Source organism: Pseudoalteromonas arctica A 37-1-2 (assembly GCF_000238395.3).
GTDB classification, from domain to species: domain Bacteria; phylum Pseudomonadota; class Gammaproteobacteria; order Enterobacterales; family Alteromonadaceae; genus Pseudoalteromonas; species Pseudoalteromonas arctica.
Genome location: NZ_CP011025.1, coordinates 2,522,185 through 2,545,706 on the forward strand (window position 1 = coordinate 2,522,185; position 23,522 = coordinate 2,545,706).

At 40.6% G+C, this 23,522-nt stretch carries 18 protein-coding genes and 7 tRNA genes; 12 read left to right on the forward strand and 13 right to left on the reverse strand.

What is annotated here, in order from left to right; all coding sequences use genetic code 11:
- Positions 1-56 precede the first annotated feature (56 nt).
- The 3 genes from PARC_RS11300 (at position 57) to PARC_RS11310 (ending at position 3,518) form a co-directional block, all read left to right on the forward strand.
- Positions 57-1,520, forward strand: a complete 1,464-nt coding sequence (locus PARC_RS11300; protein ID WP_010555326.1) for an ATP-binding protein — start codon at positions 57-59, stop codon at positions 1,518-1,520.
- A 4-nt stretch (positions 1,521-1,524) separates the two neighbouring features.
- Entirely contained in the window at positions 1,525-2,202 is a 678-nt protein-coding gene (locus tag PARC_RS11305) for a response regulator (RefSeq protein WP_010555327.1), read from the forward strand.
- A 329-nt stretch (positions 2,203-2,531) separates the two neighbouring features.
- Complete coding sequence (locus tag PARC_RS11310) at positions 2,532-3,518, forward strand: IS110 family RNA-guided transposase (RefSeq protein ID WP_010555535.1); 987 nt, start codon at positions 2,532-2,534, stop codon at positions 3,516-3,518.
- Between the two features lie 43 nt (positions 3,519-3,561).
- Here PARC_RS11310 and PARC_RS11315 read toward each other — a convergent pair whose 3' ends face one another.
- Positions 3,562-4,248: a DUF3334 family protein gene (locus PARC_RS11315; protein WP_007586957.1), complete on the reverse strand. Its 687-nt coding sequence runs from the start codon at positions 4,246-4,248 to the stop codon at positions 3,562-3,564.
- 116 nt (positions 4,249-4,364) lie between these two features.
- Here PARC_RS11315 and cmoA point away from each other — a divergent pair, with 116 nt between their 5' ends.
- The 5 genes from cmoA (at position 4,365) to PARC_RS11340 (ending at position 8,712) form a co-directional block, all read left to right on the forward strand.
- Positions 4,365-5,090: a carboxy-S-adenosyl-L-methionine synthase CmoA gene (gene cmoA / locus PARC_RS11320; RefSeq protein WP_010555342.1), complete on the forward strand. Its 726-nt coding sequence runs from the start codon at positions 4,365-4,367 to the stop codon at positions 5,088-5,090.
- Positions 5,091-5,102: 12 nt separating this feature from the next.
- Positions 5,103-6,071: a tRNA 5-methoxyuridine(34)/uridine 5-oxyacetic acid(34) synthase CmoB gene (cmoB, locus tag PARC_RS11325; protein WP_010555341.1), complete on the forward strand. Its 969-nt coding sequence runs from the start codon at positions 5,103-5,105 to the stop codon at positions 6,069-6,071.
- A gap of 190 nt (positions 6,072-6,261) precedes the next feature.
- Entirely contained in the window at positions 6,262-7,314 is a 1,053-nt protein-coding gene (purM, locus tag PARC_RS11330; protein WP_010555340.1) for a phosphoribosylformylglycinamidine cyclo-ligase, read from the forward strand.
- A complete protein-coding gene (gene purN, locus PARC_RS11335; RefSeq protein WP_007586949.1) occupies positions 7,314-7,961 on the forward strand; it encodes a phosphoribosylglycinamide formyltransferase in 648 nt (215 codons plus the stop codon). The genes purM and purN overlap by 1 nt, the downstream gene beginning before the upstream one ends.
- A 16-nt stretch (positions 7,962-7,977) precedes the next feature.
- Positions 7,978-8,712, forward strand: a complete 735-nt coding sequence (locus PARC_RS11340) for a DUF3108 domain-containing protein (protein ID WP_007586948.1) — start codon at positions 7,978-7,980, stop codon at positions 8,710-8,712.
- A gap of 38 nt (positions 8,713-8,750) precedes the next feature.
- Here PARC_RS11340 and PARC_RS11345 read toward each other — a convergent pair whose 3' ends face one another.
- Positions 8,751-9,515 (reverse strand): class II glutamine amidotransferase, encoded by a 765-nt coding sequence (locus PARC_RS11345; RefSeq protein ID WP_010555339.1) that lies wholly within the window; start codon positions 9,513-9,515, stop codon positions 8,751-8,753.
- A gap of 324 nt (positions 9,516-9,839) precedes the next feature.
- Between PARC_RS11345 and fadE the strand changes: the two genes are divergently transcribed.
- The gene (gene fadE, locus PARC_RS11350) at positions 9,840-12,296 is read left to right on the forward strand and encodes an acyl-CoA dehydrogenase FadE (protein WP_007586946.1); all 2,457 of its coding nucleotides are present in this window, start codon (positions 9,840-9,842) and stop codon (positions 12,294-12,296) included.
- A 707-nt stretch (positions 12,297-13,003) separates the two neighbouring features.
- Here the strand turns inward: fadE and PARC_RS11355 are convergent.
- From PARC_RS11355 to dnaQ, 9 genes are all read right to left on the reverse strand, one after another.
- Positions 13,004-13,080, reverse strand: a tRNA-Asp gene (locus PARC_RS11355).
- A 54-nt stretch (positions 13,081-13,134) separates the two neighbouring features.
- A tRNA-Asp gene (locus PARC_RS11360) sits at positions 13,135-13,211 on the reverse strand.
- A gap of 37 nt (positions 13,212-13,248) precedes the next feature.
- A tRNA-Asp gene (locus PARC_RS11365) sits at positions 13,249-13,325 on the reverse strand.
- A gap of 38 nt (positions 13,326-13,363) precedes the next feature.
- Positions 13,364-13,440, reverse strand: a tRNA-Asp gene (locus PARC_RS11370).
- Between the two features lie 31 nt (positions 13,441-13,471).
- Positions 13,472-13,548: transfer RNA gene (locus PARC_RS11375), tRNA-Asp, on the reverse strand.
- Between the two features lie 41 nt (positions 13,549-13,589).
- A tRNA-Asp gene (locus tag PARC_RS11380) sits at positions 13,590-13,666 on the reverse strand.
- 27 nt (positions 13,667-13,693) lie between these two features.
- A tRNA-Asp gene (locus PARC_RS11385) sits at positions 13,694-13,770 on the reverse strand.
- A gap of 97 nt (positions 13,771-13,867) precedes the next feature.
- The gene (locus tag PARC_RS11390) at positions 13,868-15,238 is read right to left on the reverse strand and encodes a TIGR03503 family protein (protein WP_010555338.1); all 1,371 of its coding nucleotides are present in this window, start codon (positions 15,236-15,238) and stop codon (positions 13,868-13,870) included.
- Between the two features lie 9 nt (positions 15,239-15,247).
- Complete coding sequence (gene dnaQ, locus PARC_RS11395) at positions 15,248-15,961, reverse strand: DNA polymerase III subunit epsilon (RefSeq protein WP_007586004.1); 714 nt, start codon at positions 15,959-15,961, stop codon at positions 15,248-15,250.
- Positions 15,962-16,029: 68 nt separating this feature from the next.
- On the opposite strand from dnaQ, the gene rnhA reads away from it, so the two are divergent.
- Positions 16,030-16,494 (forward strand): ribonuclease HI, encoded by a 465-nt coding sequence (gene rnhA, locus PARC_RS11400; RefSeq protein WP_007378210.1) that lies wholly within the window; start codon positions 16,030-16,032, stop codon positions 16,492-16,494.
- Between the two features lie 184 nt (positions 16,495-16,678).
- Here rnhA and PARC_RS11405 read toward each other — a convergent pair whose 3' ends face one another.
- Entirely contained in the window at positions 16,679-17,446 is a 768-nt protein-coding gene (locus tag PARC_RS11405) for a class I SAM-dependent methyltransferase (protein ID WP_010555337.1), read from the reverse strand.
- Positions 17,447-17,499: 53 nt separating this feature from the next.
- On the opposite strand from PARC_RS11405, the gene gloB reads away from it, so the two are divergent.
- Both gloB and PARC_RS11415 read left to right on the forward strand, forming a co-directional pair.
- Entirely contained in the window at positions 17,500-18,273 is a 774-nt protein-coding gene (gene gloB / locus PARC_RS11410; RefSeq protein ID WP_010555336.1) for a hydroxyacylglutathione hydrolase, read from the forward strand.
- Between the two features lie 155 nt (positions 18,274-18,428).
- The gene (locus PARC_RS11415; protein WP_007586008.1) at positions 18,429-20,009 is read left to right on the forward strand and encodes a LysM peptidoglycan-binding domain-containing protein; all 1,581 of its coding nucleotides are present in this window, start codon (positions 18,429-18,431) and stop codon (positions 20,007-20,009) included.
- A gap of 154 nt (positions 20,010-20,163) precedes the next feature.
- On the opposite strand, the gene PARC_RS11420 is transcribed toward PARC_RS11415, so the two are convergent.
- Positions 20,164-23,202, reverse strand: a complete 3,039-nt coding sequence (locus tag PARC_RS11420) for a TonB-dependent receptor (protein WP_010555335.1) — start codon at positions 23,200-23,202, stop codon at positions 20,164-20,166.
- Positions 23,203-23,522 lie beyond the last annotated feature (320 nt).

A 23,522-nucleotide genomic window follows, 5' to 3' on the forward strand; every position in this document is an offset into this window, starting at 1 on the left:
ATACGCTAATTGTAGGCACATAATCAATATGCAATACTGCTTGGTACGTTAACGTCATGATTTTTACTATTTGCCAATCAGTGAAATTAATACATAAATTCTTTTTAGCTTTTTTTATCACTAATATCGCCCTTGTTGGGCTTATGTTTGTGTTTATATACATGACCTTTTCGTCAGGGTTTAACGACTTTGTTGAACAAGAAGAAACAAAGCATGTAGCAATGGTTAAGCGGCAACTTATTGAGCTTTATAGCGAATTAGGCAGTTGGCAACCCATTACGCAAAACACACAATTATGGCGATCTATTGTTGAGCCACAAAAAAAGCCAGGCGAGCCAGAAACGAATAAACACACAAGCACCCCACCCAAACCAAATAACAGTAAAGCAACGCCCTCTTTATTGTGGGTACACTTACCTGCGGGTTCCCTTAAAACAGGGCAACGTATAAGTTTATATGATCAAAATAAAAAAGTTGTTGTTGGTAGAGCTAATTTAAACGACAACCCACGTATAGAGCCTATTTTATTAAACAATAACGTTATAGGCTGGATAGGTTTAGTCCCTTCAAAACTTGTGCAAAGTAGCCCAGCAAAAGCATTTTTAGCAGCGCAATTTCATAACTATTTTATGATCACATTACTCGTTATTGCGCTCGCATTTATTATGGCTATTGTGTTATCTCGCCATTTAATAAAACCGATAAAGCAAATAGTGACTGGCGCCGATGAGTTAACAAAAGGAAATTTTGCCAGCAGAATATCCTCCTCTAGTAAAGATGAGCTAGGTACCCTATCCAACAATTTTAACGCCTTAGCCCACACGCTTGAGCAAAACCAACAAATGCGATTTCAATGGGTGTCAGACACATCCCACGAATTAAGAACCCCACTTACCGTACTACGCTCGCATTTACTAGCCGTACAAGATGGCGTATTTACAGCCGATACAAAGCGCATTAATTTACTCATAAACCAAGTAGATAACTTAAGTCACATTGTTGACGACCTAGCCCAACTAGCACAAACAGATAGCGTTAATTTAACCTATAACAATGCACGCATTGATTTAATCACTATTTTTGAGCAATCAATTGAAAACTACACCGCTCGCTTTAAAGAGCGTGAATTAAATGTAGATAGCAAAAGCTTAGCCAAAGCCGGTAAATGTATAATAAATGGCGATAAAGAACGCCTTGTACAATTATTTTCAAACCTGTTAGAAAATACCTGCAGATACACGCATAAAGGCGGGCAAGTAATAATACTTGCCAACAAAACACCCAATAACATTGAGCTTATTTTACAAGACTCAGCCCCAAGTGTTTTACCAAACGACTTACAACAATTGTTTGAGCGTTTTTATCGCGTTGAAAAGTCTCGCAGCCGAGAGCACGGCGGCTCGGGCTTAGGACTTGCACTTTGCAAACAAATCGTAGAGGCGCATGGCGGTCAAATATCGCTGCAAAACTCACCACTCGGTGGGCTAGAGGTAAAAATAACGCTGACACTTTTAGGTTAAAATAATGACATCACAAAAAATACTTATCGTTGAAGACGAAGAAAACATTGCCGAGGTACTTATTGCCTATGCTAAGCAACAAAATTACGAAACTGAGCACTTTAATAGCGGCAAAGGTGTAGTTAGTTTTGTAAAACAAAACGCTGTAGATTTAATACTTCTTGATTTAATGCTGCCAGATGTTGATGGCATAGAACTATGTAAGCAAATTAGAGCCTTTTCAAACGTGCCTATTATTATGCTTACCGCAAAAAGTGAAGAAATAGACCGCTTACTGGGTTTAGAGCTCGGCGCCGATGACTACATATGCAAACCTTTCAGCCCTAAAGAAGTTATAGCGCGCATAAAAGCTGTACTAAGAAGGACCAGCCAGCCTAAAACCAACATCATCATTTATAATAATTTTCAATTACACAAAGACAATTACGAAGCCCGCCTAAACGGCAAAAGTATTGGCTTTACCGCCGTCGAGTTTAAAATATTTTTACTATTTATAAGTCACGTAGGGCGTGTTTTTACCCGCGAAGATATTATTAATAACGTATATAGCGACACAACCGACATATTCGATCGCAACATAGATACACACATTAAAAATATACGAAAAAAGATTAACGACGTTCAAGCAGGACTAAACCCAATAGCAGCGGTTTATAGTGTGGGTTATAAGTTTAAAGAGTAGGTTTACTTATTCAAATAAAGCTAACATGACGAAAAAGCGCGATATAAATCGCGCTTTTATTTTAATCACTAACCTGATCACTAACAGCTAAAGATTAATAGCTGAGCAGTCGTTGGGTTTCGCTTCGCTCTACCCAACCTTGTATCTCTTCTTGATGAGTGTTTAGCTAGCACTTGTCACATCGGGAAGACAGTGAGCTCGTACCCAACCAGAGTGTGAAAATGCTGTGACGTAGATTGAGCCCTGACTTCCTAACCTCCATTAAACTGAATGGTATCCTAGCGCCCCAACTAAGGGTGACGCTGCATGTACAAGGGGAGTAGATAGAGATGAAAGCTTTTATTGGCATTGATGTGGGTAAAGACAAGTTAGATATTTCCTGGCTACGCGATGTAGTCAAAAGTAAAAAGAAAACGAAGATTTTTAAAAATAACCCGCAGGGCTATCAAGAGTTAGTTGCCTGGTTGATAAAGAATACAAATTTAGAAGCACAAGATATTGTTATTACAACAGAGCCCACAGGTGTTTATAGCGAGCCGCTGATGTATTTCCTATATGAGCAAGGATTTATTTTATTACATGTAAATCCTGGTAAAGCAAAACAGTACGCAAGTTCATTAGGGCTTGTCCATAAGACAGACAAGTCAGACGCCACAATGCTTGCTCGTTATGGTCATGACCAACAGCACTCACTTTTAAGTTGGCAGCCTGAGCCTGTTGAAGCGAGAGAGTTAAAAGTAATGACGCGTAGACTTGAAGCACTTGAGCAAGACTTACGTCGCGAAGAAAATCGTTATGAAGCTGTTGGTTTCTCAGGTGCATCTACTCGAGTTACTCAGTCAATTGAAGATATGATAGCTGTACTAAAAACTGAGATAGGCAAGCTAAAAAATGACATTGATGAGCATATTGATAGACACCCACAATTAAAAAAGAACCGCCAATTGCTTCAAAGTATCAAAGGTGTTGGAGAGGTAATATCACGTATGATGGTGTCCTTGATGGCATGTAAACAGTTTAAAAATGCCAAGCAATTAGCTTGTTACTTAGGCTTAATACCTAAGCTTAATGAGTCAGGCAAACGGGCTGGAAAAACAACTTTAAGCAAAGAAGGGCCTGGGTATATAAGGGCTAAATTGTATATGGCTGCTGTAGTAGCTGTACAACATAATCCAGATATAAAAGCCCAAAATAAGCGATTAGTGGAGCAAGGTAAAACAAAAATGCAGGCAATTGGTGCTGCAATGAGAAAGCTGACACATATCTGTTTTGGTGTTGTGAAGAATCAAACTGAATATCAGCCCCAAGCTATTTAAAGAAAGCTTGAGGCTGGTTAGAAGAGATGGTATCTACATATAATTAAAGCCCTAAGCCTGCCATAAAGTCGTCATCGGCATCGTCTTGCTCTACTGCTGTAGATGCTTTTTCTTTGTCCGCTTTTTTACGTGCTTCGTTTTCAATTATGTCGTCTGGGTCTAGTGCTTCTGCAATATCAAAGTCGTGTAATTTAATAAACTCTGTTTTATCCATCGCTAATTCCAAGTAAAAGATATTTTGTTTACTTGTAGTGAATGTTACGCGGCGGGCTTGCGGGCGATCCATGGTGGTATCTACCGATATTTGCACTTGCTTGTTTATTGCCATCATTTTTGGCTGGTTTTGCGTAATTGAAGTATGTAGCTGCTCGCGCACTTTAGACGTAAAGTCGCCAACAATTTGATTCATCAACTCGCCTAGTACGTTTGATACGTCGTCTGATAAATGGCTATGCGCTATTTCATCTTCTGGCATCCCCATGTTGCGCATGTAATCGCCATAAATTTCCATCGCCGCTTGCGAAGTAAAGTTGGTAATTACAAGCCCTGTAAAACCGCCGTCAAATAAAACAAAGCAGCCAATATCTGGTCGCATACATGTACGTGTTATTTTTTGCACCATGGCTGAGTAGCTAATACCATTACCGCTGGCTGATGTGAGTACGCCTGTCACTGAATGACAAAGGGTTGCTAATATATCGTCTGTGCTGATGACCTTACTTTTGCTCATTTAATCTTCTCTTTTATACTTATTATTCATAATTCTAGTCAAGCTACTGAATTTATCACTGACTATCCAGTATAAAATGTTAAAATAGCGCCATTATTTACAAAGAGACTGCCTTCGTGACCATAAAAGACAGTATTTATGCCTCTGAGCAACAAGTAAAAGATTTTAGCTTTGACCAAAATGTAGTCGAAGTTTTTCCAGATATGATCCAGCGCTCTGTGCCTGGCTACGCAACTATTGTAAGTACAATGGGTAAACTTGCGGGTGAGTATGCACAAAGTAACTCAAATCTTTATGATTTAGGCTGCTCACTGGGTGCAGTAACGCTTAGCATGCGACGAAATATTCGCACCGATAACTGCCATATAATAGCGGTAGATAATTCTCAAGCTATGGTTGAGCGTTGTAAGGTACATTTACATGGTTTTAAATCAGATGTGCCTGTTACTGTTACTTTGGGCGATATTAACGAGCTTGAGATTCAAAACGCCTCAGTAGTAGCAATGAACTTTACTTTGCAGTTTATTCCACATGCGCAGCGCCAAGCTGTCCTGGAAAAAATATACGCTAATTTAAAACCTGGCGGCGTATTACTGTTAAGCGAAAAAATTAAAGCTGAAAACGAGCAATGCGACAATTTATTGATTGATTTGCACCACGACTTTAAACGACACAATGGTTACTCTGAGCTTGAAATAAGCCAAAAGCGTACCGCCATCGAAAACGTTATGCGCCCAGATACACTAAGCGCTCACTTTACTCGCTTACAAGATATTGGTTTTAGCCAAACTCAAGTGTGGTATCAATGTTTTAATTTTTGCTCAATGGTAGCAATTAAATAAAGAGAGTCATCCATGTCTCAATGGTTTAACCAATTTTACGCATCTATCGCACAAAGCCCACTTAGTCATTGGCTAGAAACCTTGCCTGCTCAATTAAAACATTGGCAAAACGAGGCTAGCCACGGTGATTTACCTAAATGGCAAAAAGTACTTAAAAATTTGCCAGAGGTGGCTACAACACACGTTGATATTTCTACTAAGGTAGAAATTGGCGCACCAGGGGAGATGAGTGATGGCGAGCAAAAGCAAGCCATGCATTTATTAAAACGCATGATGCCATGGCGCAAAGGCCCATTTAGTGTGCACGGTATTGAAATAGACACAGAGTGGCGCAGTGATTGGAAGTGGGACAGACTCCTGCCTCATATTGAGCCATTAAAAGGCCGCACCGTTTTAGATATTGGTTGTGGCTCAGGTTATCATTTATGGCGTATGCGCGGTGAAGGCGCAGAGTTTGTAGTGGGTATTGATCCGTCTGATTTATTTTTATGTCAGTTCCAGGCAATTAAACACTACAACCCAGACGAAAACGTGCATTTACTGCCACTAGGCGTTGAAGCATTACCTGAGCTTAAAGCGTTTGATACGGTTTTTTCGATGGGCGTACTTTATCATCGTCGCTCACCTATCGACTTTTTAGCGCAGTTAAAGGCGCAGCTTCGCCCCGGCGGCGAACTTGTACTTGAAACGCTAGTAATTGAAGGTGATGAAAACACAGTATTAGTCCCTACCGACCGCTACGCTAAAATGCGCAACGTTTGGTTTATTCCAAGTACTGCAGCATTAAAACTGTGGATGGAACGCGTTGGCTTTAAAGATGTGCAAATAAAAGATTGCGCTATTACCACGCTTGAAGAGCAACGCAAAACCGATTGGATGGAAAACGAATCGTTAATCGACTTTTTAGATCCAAACGATACAAGTAAAACAATTGAAAGCTACCCCGCTCCACTTCGAGCCATATTAACCGCAAAAGCATAGCTGTTAATTTAACGCCTTTAATACTAAAAAAACGCCTACGGGCGTTTTTTTGTTTATTTAAACAACAGACAGCGGACAAGTGTCCTTGTTAATTATTTCAAAATTACATTTGAGCTAGCCGCGACCTTGCAATTGTTGTAAAATACGCGCGTTTCTAAGCAACCCAAAACAACTATTTTGAGGAAAACCTGTGAGCGAACAAAAACAGTCTCTAAGCTATAAAGACGCGGGCGTAGATATCGACGCTGGTAATGCACTTGTTGAGCGTATTAAAGGCGTAGTTAAAAAAACTCGTCGTCCTGAAGTAATGGGCGGAATTGGTGGTTTTGGCGCACTTTGCGAAATTCCTGAAGGCTACAAGCAACCAGTATTAGTTGCAGGTACAGATGGCGTTGGTACTAAACTACGTTTAGCAATCGACTTAAAAAAACACGATACTGTTGGTATTGATTTAGTTGCAATGTGTGTAAACGACTTAATTGTTCAAGGTGCTGAACCCCTGTTTTTTCTAGATTACTATGCAACTGGTAAACTAGATGTAGACACAGCAGCTGACGTAGTTACAGGTATTGGCAAAGGTTGTGAAATTTCAGGTTGTGCCCTAATTGGTGGCGAAACAGCTGAAATGCCAGGTATGTATGATGGTGAAGACTACGACATGGCAGGCTTTTGTACCGGCGTTGTAGAAAAATCAAAAATTATTGATGGTACAAAAGTAGCAGCAGGCGATCAGCTTATTGCACTTGCTTCAAGTGGCCCTCATTCAAATGGCTTCTCTTTAATTCGTAAAGTACTTGAAGTGTCAAACGCTGATACCAGCGCTGACTTTGAAGGTAAAACTTTAGGCGAAACTTTACTTGAGCCTACTCGTATTTACGTAAAACCTTTACTTGAGTTATTCAAAAACGTTGACGTACATGCGCTTTCGCATATTACTGGCGGCGGTTTTTGGGAAAACATTCCACGCGTATTACCCGCTTCAGCAAAAGCAGTAGTTAAAGGTGATAGCTGGCAGTGGCCACCTATTTTTAACTGGCTACAAGAAAACGGCAATATTACTACACACGAAATGTACCGTACATTTAACTGTGGTGTAGGTATGGTTTTAGTCGTCCCTGCAGACAAACTTGAGCAAAGCTTAACAATGCTAAAAGACTTGGGCGAAAATGCATGGCACCTTGGTGAAATTCAAGATGCAGCAGCTGGCGAAGAGCAAGTTGAAATTGTAGGTGGTGCTAAGTAATGGCACCGACTCGTCTGGTAGTTTTAATCTCAGGTAGTGGCTCTAATTTACAAGCCATCATAGATGCCTGCGAACGTGGCGAGATAAACGGACATATAGCGGCTGTTATTAGTAATAAAGCAGACGCTTATGGCCTAGAGCGTGCAAAAAAAGCAGGTATTGCTACAAAAGTGCTCAGTCATAAAGATTTTGACTCGCGCGAAGCGTACGATGCGCAATTAATGAACGTTATCGACTCTTTTATGCCAAATCTAGTTGTATTAGCTGGGTTTATGCGTATTCTTACTCCTGGCTTAGTGCAAAAATATGTTGGAAAAATGTTGAACATTCATCCATCTTTGTTGCCTAAGTATCAGGGGCTGAATACCCACCAAAGAGCAATTGATGCAAAAGACGATGTTCATGGCGTAAGTGTTCACTTTGTTACTGAAGAATTAGACGGCGGTCCCGTTATTCTTCAGGCGCAAATACCTGTACTCAAGGATGATACAGCAGAAACATTAGCAAAACGCGTGCATGAGCAAGAGCATATAATTTATCCTTTGGTGGTCAAGTGGTTCAGTGAACACAGACTTACTATGGAAGCAGATTATGCAGTTCTTGACAAAAAACAACTTCCTGCACACGGCGCGCACTACTCACAATAAAAAAATAAGTGCCCTGTTGTTATGTGCGGGCGCTTTACTTCCAACTAGCCTAATTGCAGGCGAATTGACCCAATATCAAGCTAACTACGATATTTTACGCAAAGGTAAAAATCATGGTGAGGCTGTTCGTGAGCTCAAAAAAATGGGCGACGATACTTATGAACTAACATACCACAGCAATATTGAGTGGATGATTTTCTCTGATTCTCGTGAAGAAACATCAAAGTTTACCTTTAAAGATGGCAAGGTTACCCCGCATCATTACAATATGATCCGCACCGGTACAGGCCCAGATAAAGATTATAAAATTGATTTTGATACAACAAACAAAGTAGTGACTAGCAGCGCTAGCGAATACCCACTTAAATGCGAATGGACTGATGAATTTCAGGATGCTATTTCATACCAAGTGCAAGTGCGCGAAGGATTGAAAAAAGGCGAAACGAGCTTTTCATTCCCGCTTATAGACAAAAAAGGTAACCGCCGCGACTACAACTTTGAAGTTGTTGAAAAAGAGATGATCTCCCTACCTATCGGTAATGTAGAAGCCATTAAAGTAAAACGTTTATACGATAATGATAAACGCCAAGCAATTGCATGGTTTGCGCCAGAAATGGATTACATGCTGGTACGTATGTGGAAAGGCGAAAAAGGTATGGAGCAGTTTGAAGTTCAAATGAATTCATTTACTGTTACTGCACCTACAGCTGTTGCGCCTGCAACAGCACAACAACCTCAAGAAGCTAACTAAATTTAATTAAACCAAAGTTAGTATTTAAAATAGGTGGGCTAAATTAGCTCACCCATTTTAAACAATGCAAATTCCCCAGGCTCCATTTTTTGCCAACGCTCATCATTCGTCAAAGGCCTTGTAGCTATAACTGTTACTACATCGTTTGGTGTGGTCTCTTGTTGAAAATCAACCACCATGTCGGCGTCAATCAACGTTGCTTTACCAAATGGCGCACGGCGCGTTATGTAATGTAAGTTATTAGTGCAATACGCTAAAACAAACACCCCATCGGTCAATAACATATTAAACACCCCTTTTTCACGAAGGGTATGCGAAAGCTTAGCGGCGTATCTAAAAACCGACGCCATATTACTTGGACGCTTTGGGTATTTTTCACGAATTTTATCAAGTAACCAACAAAAAGCGAGTTCGCTATCGGTGTTACCTACTGGGCGATAGTACTGCGGTTTTAAATCATGATAATTAGATAGCTGCCCGTTATGAGCGTAAGTAAGCTCGCGCCCCCATAACTCTCGCGTAAAAGGATGAGTATTTTCAAGGCATACTCTCCCGCGGTTACCTTGACGAATATGGCTAATAACCGAGACACTTTTAATGGGGTATGCTTTAACGAGCTTTGCAATTTCAGATTGATAACTCGGCTGCGGATCTTTAAAGGTTCTACAGCCTTTACCTTCGTAAAATGTAATACCCCAACCATCTTTATGTGGTCCCGTGTTTCCGCCACGCTCTAAAAGGCCTGAAAAACTAAAACAAATATCGGTAGGCACATTGGCTGACATGCCAAGTAATTCACACATTAATAAAATAACCCTTAAAAACCATACATTAAAATAAATAGCGTTATATTTGTGTATTAAGCGTACACTAATTTGCAGCCCGCTATAACGGCTATACTTACTTAAAAAGTGTCATTTTGCTATTAGATTTATTTATTTTTACGTTAACACTACTTACGGTTAATGCTTTGACTATACGATAGTTATTGTGCGTTCCTCTGTCGGGTAATTAAATATCGTATTTAAGTTACTTTCTACTACAATTTAACATCGTTATGTACTTGAAAATTACTGTTACTAGCGCTACTCTAAGTGAGGTGGTCTGACCTCTATTAAGGAATAAAAATGACACTCATATTTACACTGGTTCTAATCGCGTTGCTTTGCACTGCGGTTTACCACAGAGCAAGTTGGAACACAGCACTTGGTGTTTCGGCTATAACTTTATTAATTGGTACCTTTGCAGGTGCTTTTGGTTTAATTAGCTGGTTGATCTTTTTGATCATCGCGGTTCCTCTTTCTGTTACTGGCCTTCGTCAGCAATATATCATCAAGCCTATTTTTGCTACGTTTAAAAAAGTAACGCCAAGCATGTCTGATACTGAAAAATCAGCTATTGATGCCGGTACGACGTGGTGGGAAGCTGACTTATTTTGCGGTAACCCAGATTGGAAAAAACTTCACCAATACCCAGTTCCTAAACTTACTATTGAAGAGCAAGCCTTTGTTGATGGCCCTGTTGAAGTAGTATGTAGCATGTTGGACGATTGGGAAGCAACGCACGAACTAACCGACCTTCCTCAAGATGTATGGCAATATCTAAAAGATAATAAATTCTTTGCCATGATCATCAAAAAAGAATACGGCGGTTTAGAGTTTTCTGCATTTGCACAATCATGTGTACTTCAAAAACTAACAAGTAAATCAACATTACTTTCGTCAATTGTTGGTGTACCGAACTCTTTAGGCCCAGGTGAATTATTACAACACTATGGTACAAAAGAGCAAAAAGATCATTACTTACCGCGCCTAGCGAGCGGTCAAGAAATTCCATGTTTTGCATTAACTTCGCCAGAAGCGGGTTCTGATGCAAGTTCAATTCCAGACTACGGTGTGGTATGTAAAGGGCAATGGAATGGTGAAGAGGTTGTGGGTGTTAGTTTAACGTGGAATAAGCGTTACATTACACTTGCCCCAGTGGCTACCGTGCTTGGACTTGCGTTTAAATTACAAGATCCAGACGGCCTAATTGGCGACAATAAAGAGCCAGGCATTACATGTGCACTTATTCCAACGGATACTCCTGGAGTAGAAATTGGTCGTAGACACTTCCCACTAAACGTACCATTTCAAAATGGCCCTACTCGCGGTAAAGACATTTTCGTACCACTTGATTATATTATTGGTGGTCCAGATATGGCTGGTCAAGGCTGGCGCATGTTGGTTGAATGTTTATCGGTTGGTCGTGCAATTACATTGCCGTCAAACTCTGCCGGTGGCATTAAAATGATTGCTATTGCGACAGGTGCTTATAGCCGCATTCGTCGTCAGTTCCGTTTACCTATAGGTAAAATGGAAGGTGTTGAAGAGTCACTAGCTAAATTAGCTGGTTACGCTTACAGCTCTGATGCTGCGGTTAGTATGTCTACGGGTGCTGTTGATTTAGGCGAAAAGCCATCTGTTGTTTCTGCCATTATTAAATACCACCTGACAGAGCAAATGCGTGATGCAACTATTCATGCAATGGATGTGCTTGGCGGTAAGGGCATCATGCTTGGGCCAAATAACTATTTAGGTCGTGGCTATCAAGGTGCACCTATTGCCATTACCGTTGAAGGTGCAAACATCTTGACCCGTAATATGATTATTTATGGTCAAGGTGCTATTCGCTGTCATCCATTTGTACTTACCGAGCTAGGTGCGTGCGAAATTGAAGACCGTGAAGAAGCGCTTAACGTATTTGATAAAGCGCTAATGGGTCACATTGGTTTTACTATGTCGAACCTTGTACGTACTAAGTGGCTTGCTCTTACCGGCGCTCGTTTTACAAGTGTGCCGTACAACGACGAAACCGCTGAGTTTTACCGTATAGCGTCACGCTTTAGTGCATCACTTGCTCTTATGTCAGACATTAGCATGGCAGTATTTGGTGGTTCACTAAAACGTAAAGAACGTATTTCAGCACGTTTAGGTGACTTACTTAGTTACTTATACTTAGTGTCTGCAACGCTTAAGCGTTACAACGATGAAGGCCGTAAAAAAGAAGATTTTGCTCTAGTAAAATGGAGTTGCCAAGATCACCTTTACCATTGCCAACGTGCACTTGCTGATTTAATTAATAACATGCCTTCGGCTCCACTACGTGCCGTGTTAAAAGTATTGTTATTCCCGTTTGGTCGCCCGGTTCGTAAACCAACTGACCAACTTGAGCATAAACTTGCGCAACTACTACAAGTACCTAGCGAAACGCGTAACCGTTTAGCAAGCTATGTATACTTAACAAATGAGCCGCTTAACCTTGTAGGTCGTCAAGAGCAAACGCTTAAAGACGTACTTGCTGTTGAGCCATTATTTGACCGTGTATGCAAAGAAAAAGGTCTTAAACTACCATTCTTCCAGCTTGATAAAGTAGCGCAAATGGGGCTTGAAGCAGGCATATTAAGCCAAGCAGAGGCTGATAAACTAGCTGCTGTTGAGCAATCGCGTTTAGATGTTATTAACGTTGATGACTTCGACCCTGCTGACTTACTTGCAGGCAAAGCCGCGCGTAATAGCGTTAAAAAAGAAGCTGATGCTGCTTAACTAAGCTAAGCATTTACAGACCAAAAGCCAGCATATAACGTGCTGGCTTTTTTGTGCACAATAAAAAGTTTTAACAACGTGATGGAGTAGTTTAATTCGTTAGATTGTTTAAATAATTATACAGCTTGGTATAACAGGCAGCTCTGACATCTAACCAACCCTAAAAGCTCTGTATTGATTAAATACCCTTAATTCATCTCTATACTCCTGTAAAAACTTAAACCCTCTCAAGAGCTCTACAAGTACAACACTATAAAGTTAATGACTATACCAATTAGCAATAATACTTAGAGCCTGCCTAGCAGTGTTAAATGTCTCTGATATACGACTGCATGGATGCAGGAGATAGAGCAATGCAGGATCATTTGCCGAAAACAACTAAATAACGAATTATTCCTTATTATCGACATGCTTTTCTTACATCAAAATAGATTACTTAATTAAGCGAATTGGGGTTAAACCTGGCGTTAAGTTAACTGCGGTAAAAGTTTCAAAGTTACGAAAGAAGGGATACAGCGCAATGCACAAGCACTTAACCAGAGCATCGGCAGATTGATATAGGTATTGATACGGATAATAAGGAATATTATCAGGTTCGTGCAAGGAATGTGTTTGATAGCTGATAGCTGATAGCTGATAGCCAAAGAATGTTTTACTAAATTATTTAATCAAGGATTTTATAAACTTGTTATTGAGGAAATAACAAGTGGCGGAGTGGACGGGACTCGAACCCGCGACCCCCGGCGTGACAGGCCGGTATTCTAACCAACTGAACTACCACTCCGCAGTGGTATGTGCATGGGGTAATGCACTTACTAATTTTAATCATGATATCAAATGGCGGAGTGGACGGGACTCGAACCCGCGACCCCCGGCGTGACAGGCCGGTATTCTAACCAACTGAACTACCACTCCGCAGAGATATCATTATACTTGTTATTACTTAATTTGTTGGCGGAGTGGACGGGACTCGAACCCGCGACCCCCGGCGTGACAGGCCGGTATTCTAACCAACTGAACTACCACTCCAGCATACAAATTTTGTAATATAACATTGTTTAAATAGTTGGCGGAGTGGACGGGACTCGAACCCGCGACCCCCGGCGTGACAGGCCGGTATTCTAACCAACTGAACTACCACTCCAGCGCATATTTAAACTGTTATTTTTTCTTATTGGCGGAGTGGACGGGACTCGAACCCGCGACCCCCGGCGTGACAGGCCGGTATTCTAACCAACTGAACTACCACTCCATAATAAGAATATGTTTTACAACCATACGTTGTGTAAGTGTTGGCGGAGTGGACGGGACTCGAACCCGCGACCCCCGGCGTGACAGGCCGGTATTCTAACCAACTGAACTACCACTCCAGCTTTTACTTACAAGTTTTACGAAAATGGCGGAGTGGACGGGACTCGAACCCGCGACCCCCGGCGTGACAGGCCGGTATTCTAACCAACTGAACTACCACTCCATATTTCCGTTGCTGTTTAGGTCTCCCTGACAGCGGCGTGAATAATACGAACCAACCCCTATTTCGTCAAGGGCTTTTTTGTTTTTTTATAGGTTTTTTAGTCATCTGTCATCGAAAGGTTTAAAATTTCACCTGATCTGTCATTTTTTGAGCCGTTTTTACCGACTTGATTTTTTTCTGTGTCGGCAACATCACCTTCACTTGTTTTCTTTTTCTTTAAAAAAGGCAGCTTCACTTTAAATTTAATCGGTTTTTTCTGAACAAATATACGAATTAACAACCAACCGAGTAATAAAATGAGCGTATTGCAGCCTACAATTAAACTAATAATTGTAGATGTGGCCATTTTTTCTTCAACAGGCTCACTCTCAATCATTTTATCTGGCGTAATAATCGTTGCCGGATCAATTTCGGGCACCGCTTCTATGGGTCGTTCTATCTCAAATTTATACGTTGGTAGCGTTGCCATAAATTCACGACCATTAATATTAGTGCCAAAAACAGACAGTTCAACACTATATCTACCCCAATCATAATTTTTAACACTAAGTTGTCGTGAGTCTTTAGCAGCAGCATCTATGGTAAACATTTGCTCTTCGTTATTGGGATAGTAGATTTTTCCCTGGATGATGACTGTTTCTGGCTTAACAATACTTGGGTCTATATTTATAGTTAACAGATGCTCGTCTGTGTCTTGCTCTGCTAACGCGACTTCGGTTACAAAAGGTGGCTCGTGCACTTCTATTGTATTTTGCACAATGCGACGCTGCAGCAGAGGTGTTGCCACGTAAAGCTCTGGTGTCCATTCACCCGCAGGAAAATCTAAAGTAAACTCGCCGGTAAACACACCATCTTTAGAACGCTCATCAAATCCACGTCCATCGTCTTTAAATTCCGCTACTTCTTGAATGCCTGCGCCAAAGTTAGCAAAGTTTTCATTGTTGGTACTTACAAAGTCAACATTAAGGCTAACAACATCTCTAAATAGGTTTGTGTTAATTGGCTCACCGTCATTTAGTATTTTTCCGGTGATTTTTATTGTCTCCCCCCTAAACAACATTGAAGGAAGAGGCTCTGCTTCAAGAGATATCTCGCCTAATACAACTATTCTGCTGTCGGGTAAAATACTGCCTATTACTTGCCAAGGACCTGCCATAGGTTTTTTTATGGTTACTAAATCGTAGCTGAGTTCGTCAAACCAATCTAAGTTAGGGTTTTTAACTGAGTCAGTAGCAAAGTACTTACTGCCATCGGGCCTCACTAAAATAACAGCAGGTGCACCTGATTTTCTAAAAAAAAGCAGTGTTATTTCATCTATTTTGCTATCTATGCGAAAACGATTATCAAGTAAAGGGATCTCATTTTGATGCCCATCGCGCTTGAGCACTTCTACTTGTTTTACGCCATATGCATTGCCAGTAAATAAACTAGCTGCACATAACGCTGTTACAAAATACATCGTTTTCATTAAATCGCCTTATTCAGCGCGCCATATACATTGGCCGCCTTCTTTGTTTACAAGATCTAATCGTGCTTCGTGTGCGCTTTGCTCAGCGTCGCTTGCTCGTAATACAACTAATGGGGCTCTATCACTATTTAAACGCTTTATACCGCCCTTCTGTTGCTCGCTGCCGTCATCTTTATTTTGATTCAAATTTAGCTTTGTTTGACCACCCGTCATGGCAAGGTACACATCGGCTAAAATCTCAGAATCCAGTAGCGCGCCGTGAAGCGTTCGTTTACCGTTATCTACATCGTAACGACGACATAATGCATCAAGGTTGTTCTTTTGACCTGGATGCAAGTCACGCGCCATTTTAAGCGTGTCGAGAACTTGACAAAAAGTATCTGTTTTAGGGTAGCCCTGATTAAGCAGCGCAAATTCGTTATCCATATGACCAACATCGAACGGGGCGTTATGAATAACTAACTCTGCCCCTTCAATATAGTCGAAAAACTCTTGGGCAATTTGATGAAACAACGGTTTATCACGTAAAAATTCGTTAGTGATACCGTGTACGTCGATTGCTTCTTCTTCGCTTGGGCGTTGTGGGTTTATATAAACGTGAAAATTATTGCCTGTTAAACGGCGATTTACTAACTCCACACACCCAATTTCTATAATACGGTGCCCTTGTTTAGGGTCGATGCCGGTGGTTTCTGTATCTAAAACTATTTGTCTACGTGCCATATCGAATTTAGCCTGATTCTGGTATCTTTCTATAATCACTTTATTGTACATAAGATCAAGGTAAAACAGTGCAAAAAACCGTAGAGATTTACACCGATGGCTCATGTTTAGGTAATCCAGGCCCCGGCGGTTATGGTATTTTTATGATTTATAACGGCCACGAAAAAGAAATGAGCCAAGGTTATAAACTCACAACGAATAACCGAATGGAAATGCTCGCGGCTATTGTAGCCCTAGAATCACTCACTCGAGAATGCGAAGTAAATCTAACAACCGATAGCCAATATGTTAAGCAAGGTATTGAATCGTGGATCACTAACTGGAAAAAACGTGGCTGGTTAACATCAGCTAAAAAGCCGGTTAAAAACGTCGATTTATGGAAACGCCTAGATAAAGCCTGTAGCGAGCACAATGTAACCTGGAAATGGGTTAAAGGGCATAGCGGCCATAAGTACAACGAAATAGTTGACGATTTAGCGCGCGATGCCGCTGGCAGTAAAGATTTACTAGAAGATGTAGGCTACCAGCCTTAATTTATTCTAAGCTAGTTGCTGTTATACCAATTTTATTAAAAACATGTTCATTCTATCGCATTATATAACTCACTAACTGCGTTAAAAATTATTGATATAGAACAACTATATGTCACAATTTTCGCCTTGTTAATGTGCTATTTTCTTAGCGCTATAATAGATCACTTATTTAATGCAATTGGTATTATTTTTCTTGCTCGCACGATTTAAAGTGTTGCTTTGACGTTTGTCTAAGGCCTGCCCCTTTTACTGGCGCAAACTGCGGCCTTGCATGCCACTTAGGTTTTATTGGCGTAAGTGGCGCAACTCTTTTTCGTGCCACCAGCATATAAACACTGCCCATCGGTTTTAAATACTGTTTTGCAAAAGTCCGCCAAAACTCAAATCTTGATAGCCTATTACCTCTTGCCAGTGATGAATAAATAAAACGTTCGTCACTTACAATTTCAAAACCAAGTAAGTTTAGCCAATCTTTAACCCTCGCAGGGGTAAAAAAGCGCCCCGTCCATGGTAATTTCTGACCACTAAAAGGCAGCATTTGTGCAAGTCCGCACAAACTAAACGGGTTAAATCCCGTAATTACTATATAGCCGCCCGGAATAAGTGTGCGATGTGCTTCTCGTAAAATGTGATGTGGGTCTGAATGATACTCTAAGCAGTGACTTAGTATGCATGCATCAATACTGTGCTCGTAAAATGGCAGTTCATCTATGTCAGCAACTACCCCAGTGTAAGGCCCAGGCTCTGCAACACACACCTGGTGTTTAATCGTACTTATACTTGTATTTAATTCGCCACTTAAATTACCTAGCTTAAGCATATGATAGCCAAACATACGCGGCAGCCATTGCTCCATTTTGCGTTCAATATCTTTGCGCAAATAATCCCCATGAGGAAACTGTTGCCACGACAGTGGTTTGGGTCCTTCTTGAAAACTAAGGGCTGGTTTCATTTTTTGAGCTCGTTATACTATGCGATAAGTGTCACTTTATAGAGCAATTTACCATGGTGCAAGTCAAAGCAATTAAAGCCTTTTCTGATAATTACATTTGGTGTTTAACTACCGATAACAGTAACCAAGCATGGGTAGTCGATCCAGGCCAAGCACATCCCGTATTAACGTATCTAGCTGAGCACAAACTAACGCTTGGTGGTATTTTAATTACGCATCATCACTACGACCACACTGATGGCGTAGCTGCATTAGTTGACGCCTATCCAGATATATCGGTTTATGGCCCTGCAAATAGTCCATTTAAAGGCGTCACTCACGCACTCACTGATGGTCAAAGCATCAGTGTGCTTAATGTTAACTTTAATATTTTAGCAACTCCTGGGCACACGCTTGATCATATTTGCTATACAAATGATGAACTTGCTTTTACAGGCGATACATTGTTTAGCGGTGGATGTGGGCGCTTATTTGAAGGCACGCCAAAGCAAATGTGGGAATCGTTTAATAAACTAAGAGAGCTGCCTGCAAGCTGTAGTGTGTATTGCACCCACGAATACACGCAAGCTAATCTTGCCTTTGCCAAAGCGGTTGAACCACGTAACCCAGAACTACTCGCGTACAGTAAAAAAGTAGATGAATTACGCAGTAATAACCAAATCTCCCTACCCACTTCTATTGGACAGGAGCTAAAAATAAATCCATTTATGCGTAGCGATTTACCAACCATTACTGAGTTAGTGCCAGACAAATTCATCTCGGTTACAAAAAACAATGAACCTTGGGGAAACTTTGCTAGTCTGAGACAGTTCAAAGACAATTTTTAATGCACAAACTAATACTTTAATATTTATTTTATTAGAATCATTAACTTAAGATATAGTGATGATTCTATTTCTGCGTTTTAAAAAGTCATTAAGTGGCAATGTTAACTCATAACAGGTAGTATTCGCCGAGTTTTTTACCCGATGTATTGGTATTTATGAATAAATCTCCCCTATTAGTAGCCTTGGCGTTAGCGCTAAGTGGTTGTCAAACTGTGACAACTCTAGACTCAGACTCTCAAGTCGCCACGCAAGCAAACCAACAACTCGAAGGCGCAAGTCCTAACGACATTAACAATGCATTGATGGTAAACGCACAATATCAGCAAGTTGACCCTGATGAGCAAGAAGCTCCCGTGTTTGATGATGTGTGGGAGCGAATTCGCTACCAACTTTCTATCGAAATACCGCAAAACCGCCCTGTTGTTACTGAACGTAATTATTACGCTCGCCACCAAGCTTATTTAGATCGTATTTCTAAACGTGCAGAACCTTACTTACACTTTATAGTTGAAGAAGTAGAAAAGCGCGAAATGCCAATCGAAATTGCACTATTGCCTATTGTAGAAAGTGCATTTGACCCGTTTGGTTATTCTAATCGCAGCGCATCGGGCATTTGGCAGTTTATGCCTGCAACCGGTGAGCGATTCGATTTAAAACAAAACTGGTGGTATGACGGTCGTCGCGACATAGTGCAATCGACTCGCGCAGCACTTGACTACTTATCGTATTTACATAAAACACTTGAAGGCGATTGGCTAAATGCGATTGCTGCTTACAACTCAGGTGAAGGGCGTTTAATGCGCGCGATTAAAAAGAATCGTAAAAAGCATTTACCTACCGATTTTTGGTCTCTTGATTTACCTAGCGAAACAACAGCCTACGTACCAAAGTTATTAGCACTTGCCGATTTATTAAAACGCTCAGATGATTTTAATGTTACATGGCAACCAGTAATTAATGCACAAGTGGTTGAAGTGGTTGATGTTGGCTCGCAAATAGATTTAGCGCTTGCTGCTGATATGGCTGATATGACGCTTACTGAGCTATACAGATTAAACCCTGGTTTTAACCGCTGGGCAACTGATCCTAATGGCCCTCACTCTTTATTATTGCCTGTTGATAAAGCAGAGGAATTTAGCCAAAAACTAGCAAACACTGATGTTAAAAATAGATTACGCTGGCAGCGTTATATTGTGGCTCGAGGCGACAGCTTATCGGTAATTGCCAAAAAGTTTACAACAAGCTCAAGTGCAATCCGATCGCTTAATAAACTCAAATCAAATACGATTAAAGTAGGCCAAGAGTTATTAGTCCCGCTTACTGATGGCGCTATAAATAGCGAGCATTTACCAAAGCAGATGCGTTTAGCTGCTAATAAAGCAACTCGCACAAAGCTTTCGCACACAGTTAAAAGTGGCGACACGTTATGGGACATTAGCCGCGAATATGACGTAACTATGGATGAGCTGGCTAAATGGAATAAGCTAAAGAAAAACTCTGTATTGCGCCTAAATCAAAAACTAACTGTGTATAAGTCAGCTAATAAACCACAAGCAACGGCAAGCACCAACCGTACTATTACATACAAAGTACGCCGTGGTGATTCACTGGCACGTATTGCGTCTAAGTTTAATCTCAGCGTTAACGAAATTATTAAGTGGAATAATTTAGCCGGTCAAAAATACTTACAACCTGGCCAAAAGCTAAAACTTAAAGTAGATGTCAGAAGTAGTTAATACCAATTTTATTAAAAAACATAATCACCCTATCGCATAAAATAGATTCCAAATAGCTCACTTATTTAATGCAATTGGTATAATTCACTACTTAATACACACTAAAAAGGAGCGCATGCGCTCCTTTTTAGTGTGTATTAAGCTAAAACAACAGTCACAGCTTGTAGCTTAAACCTAAGAATAAGCGTGGGCCGTAGTCATTCACCTCACCAAGGTTACCTTCAACAAAGAAATCTTGTGATTTAGGTGCGCTGAACAAATTAATTGCTTCTGCTTTAACTCTGAAGTGCTCATCGATTTTGTATGATGCGCGCATTTCCCACACACCTACGCCATCAACATAACGAAGTCGAGTACCATTTGTAGTATATGGTTGGAAATACTCACTACGATATTTGTAAATAACAGCAGTATCAAATCCACCAATTTGGTAGTAGAGCTGGCTGCTAAATACATGCTTAGAGAAACCAGGCACGGAGGCCGACTCAATAATACCATCAGTTAATTGTGTAGTATTACCATCTACGTCAGTCTCAAACGTATCGCCGTATAAGCTATCTTGGAACTCAAAATCAGTGTCTGCATAGTTGTAACCAAATTTCATACCGATGCCGTTATCCCAGCGGTAAGAAAATGAAGCTTCAAGACCTAGTATTTCACTGTCTTCATCTGACGTAACAGAGTTAGTAATTGGTAATGAAACTGTTTCACCACCAACAGTAAAATCTTCAATTACTGTTTGTTGTTGAAAACCACCGTTGAACTGTTTGTAGTATAAGCTTAACGCTAAGATTGAATCTTCGTTAGGGTACCATTCAAACGCAGCATCATAGTTCCACGACATAAGCGGTTGAGTGTCTGGGTTACCAGAACCATTTACACCGACTAATAAATCGCTGATTGAAGTTGCTGTACCATCTTTATCTTCTTCGAACGTACGGCTGTATCCTAAATCAGATGGATCTGCACGCGACATACCACGGTATATACCTGCACGGAATAAAATATCTTCGCTGTAATCAATAACTAGGTTAAAGCTTGGTAAGTACTTAGTGTAGTCACCACCGCTTTTTATTTTATCCAGTGAACCGTTATCAGACTCACGCAGAGAAAGTACACCTGTGTCGCTTGTTACTACGTCAAAGCTATTTCTAAAACCAATCGAAGTTACTTCTGTGTCTACAATACGAAGACCAAAGTTACCGCGAATGAATTTGCCAAACATTTCAGTATCGTAGTTAGCCATTAAGTACACTGATGTTGTTTTTTCTGTTACATCAATTGTACCCGTATTTTCATATTCAACTTCTGGGTAAGCAAACACACCATCAACGTTAGAACCAGCTACAGCTTGTGAGAAACATACGTTGTCGTATGTAGCCCATGATGAACCTGTGCCGCTAGCTACAACGTTACCGTCGCTATCAACATTTGTTACGATATCGCCATCAGATACACTCGATAAAAAGCCTGATTCAGGGAAATCGATTTGACAACCTTGTAATACGTCAAGCGCTTCAGTACCAGAGTCTAGTGTAAATTCGTTTCTTGAACCGTTACCTTGGCCACCACCATACTGTAGGAAGGTCATTTCAGATGTTCTAATACCACCTTGAACACTGGTAAAAACATTGCCATCTAGCGCATAGTCAAAATCTAGTCGCGCTGAGATAACTTCGTTTTCACGAACATTTTCACGATCAAGTCGTGTTCTTAGGCTATCTGTAAAGTTTGAAATATCTGTTACGTCAAAGTCTGTCAGTGTGAAATGAGGGATCTCATCGCCCATATCCCAAGAAAAGAAAGTTTGGCTTGAGGTTCTACCACGGTTAGATATTTGAAGTTCTTCGCGTTCTGTTTTTGAGTACGCTAAATCTAAATCAACAGTTAATCTATCTGTAACTGTATGTTCTATATTTATGCCATAACCTTGGTAGTTTTCTTCACGAGAAAATTGCTCACCCGCTGATTCAATGCGCTCTTCACCTTCCCAATGTAAAATACCGCCTACATCGTTAGTGACAAGTGTTGGTCCGGTTACACCAGGTGTTGCTCGTTTTTGTAAAAAGATTAAATCGTGGCGTGCTTCTTTTTGTGTTCTATCTGATATTTGTGCATCAAAGTTAACATCCCAATCAGCTGACGGCTGGTACTGCAGTGCAAAAAACATTGCATCACGCTCATCTGATGTTTCGTTTTGGCGGTAACTACGGCTACTGCCAGTCCAAGCATACGGAGTACCATCGCTTTCGGCTTTACCCGTTTGTGAATCAATTTTGGTTTGGTAGCCTTGGTTTTTTAATTTTTCGCCACTTACTTGATCTTCACAGTCGCCTGCTTTACTACGATAAAAACCTTCATTGGTATTATTTGGATCGTTTAGACACGCCCATAATGAAGAACCAGATGGGCTAGAGCTTCTGTATTCAGCTTCTGGTTGACTAATATCTTGGCGCTGTAAACCAAAAGACACACCAACGGCTTGGCCATTATCAAATTCAAACTGGTCAACATAACTAAACGTGCCACGGTAACCCGCGTCACTTTGAAGTGAGTTATCTACATTACCTTCATCTGGGTTGTAATTTAGTTTAACTTCAGCTGATACACGTTGTTTGCCAAAATCAAGTGGAGTTATTGTTTCAAGTGCAATAACACCTGCAACACCACCTTCAATCATTGATGCATCTTGCGTTTTATAAATTGCTACTTTTTTTACAAGTTCAGACGGAAACTGCGAAAAGTTAACTGAGCGGTCACCACTACCATTAGTCGCTTCACGACCATTGATATGCGTTGCACTTAAAAATGGACCAAGACCACGAATAGTGATTTCTGTTGCACCACCGTTTTCACGGTGAGATGCAGCACCTGTAATTGATTCCAGTGCTTCACCGATAGACAGTGCTGGTAAATCACCAATATCTTCAGATGACAGGCCATCAACTACCGTTGTTGCTTCACGTTTAATTGCTATTTGGTCTTGTATCGTTCTACGTGTACCTGTAACACTAATTATTTCAACGTCTTCTTCAACTTCTGTCGCTTTTCCCTGATCTTCCTGTGCGCTTGCTGTAAATACGCAAGAACTTGCCATACCTGCGATGACCGCTGTTCTTACCCATTTTGCAACTGGGCGCATTGCAAACTGCCCTGTTGTAGAATTATTGTTATCTCGTGACTTCAACGACATTTGAATTCTCCGCTGGTTGTTGTTGTGTGATTTTAGTGTGTTAGCTTGTTATGCTGATGTATATTTTATGTGACCTTTGACATTAATATACTTAAACCCAGCACGATGATCAACCAATTTTAGATTTAAATATTACCAACAGGTATACCAATTACCACTTGCAATCATTACCGTGGTGTCAGATAGGTTTGAAGCGAAGAATACTAATAATTGAGAACAAGGAATGATTAGTAAAATTAAATCAAATAAAACTAGGTACTCGGAGCTAATAACACCCAAGTTTGAAGGATTAATTAATGCTGTTACTTAATAGATATTTA

What these genes read in the sequence shown, in the direction of transcription:
- PARC_RS11345 (WP_010555339.1), bottom strand. Translation starts at nt 9,515, where the DNA reads ATGTGTGAATTACTTGGCATGTCAGCCAATGTGCCTACCGATATTTGT.
- PARC_RS11310 (WP_010555535.1), top strand. Translation starts at nt 2,532, where the DNA reads ATGAAAGCTTTTATTGGCATTGATGTGGGTAAAGACAAGTTAGATATT.
- PARC_RS11415 (WP_007586008.1), top strand. Translation starts at nt 18,429, where the DNA reads ATGAATAAATCTCCCCTATTAGTAGCCTTGGCGTTAGCGCTAAGTGGT.
- dnaQ (WP_007586004.1), bottom strand. Translation starts at nt 15,961, where the DNA reads ATGGCACGTAGACAAATAGTTTTAGATACAGAAACCACCGGCATCGAC.
- purN (WP_007586949.1), top strand. Translation starts at nt 7,314, where the DNA reads ATGGCACCGACTCGTCTGGTAGTTTTAATCTCAGGTAGTGGCTCTAAT.
- cmoB (WP_010555341.1), top strand. Translation starts at nt 5,103, where the DNA reads ATGTCTCAATGGTTTAACCAATTTTACGCATCTATCGCACAAAGCCCA.
- PARC_RS11390 (WP_010555338.1), bottom strand. Translation starts at nt 15,238, where the DNA reads ATGAAAACGATGTATTTTGTAACAGCGTTATGTGCAGCTAGTTTATTT.
- fadE (WP_007586946.1), top strand. Translation starts at nt 9,840, where the DNA reads ATGACACTCATATTTACACTGGTTCTAATCGCGTTGCTTTGCACTGCG.
- PARC_RS11305 (WP_010555327.1), top strand. Translation starts at nt 1,525, where the DNA reads ATGACATCACAAAAAATACTTATCGTTGAAGACGAAGAAAACATTGCC.
- PARC_RS11315 (WP_007586957.1), bottom strand. Translation starts at nt 4,248, where the DNA reads ATGAGCAAAAGTAAGGTCATCAGCACAGACGATATATTAGCAACCCTT.
- gloB (WP_010555336.1), top strand. Translation starts at nt 17,500, where the DNA reads ATGGTGCAAGTCAAAGCAATTAAAGCCTTTTCTGATAATTACATTTGG.
- PARC_RS11405 (WP_010555337.1), bottom strand. Translation starts at nt 17,446, where the DNA reads ATGAAACCAGCCCTTAGTTTTCAAGAAGGACCCAAACCACTGTCGTGG.
- PARC_RS11420 (WP_010555335.1), bottom strand. Translation starts at nt 23,202, where the DNA reads ATGTCGTTGAAGTCACGAGATAACAATAATTCTACAACAGGGCAGTTT.
- PARC_RS11300 (WP_010555326.1), top strand. Translation starts at nt 57, where the DNA reads ATGATTTTTACTATTTGCCAATCAGTGAAATTAATACATAAATTCTTT.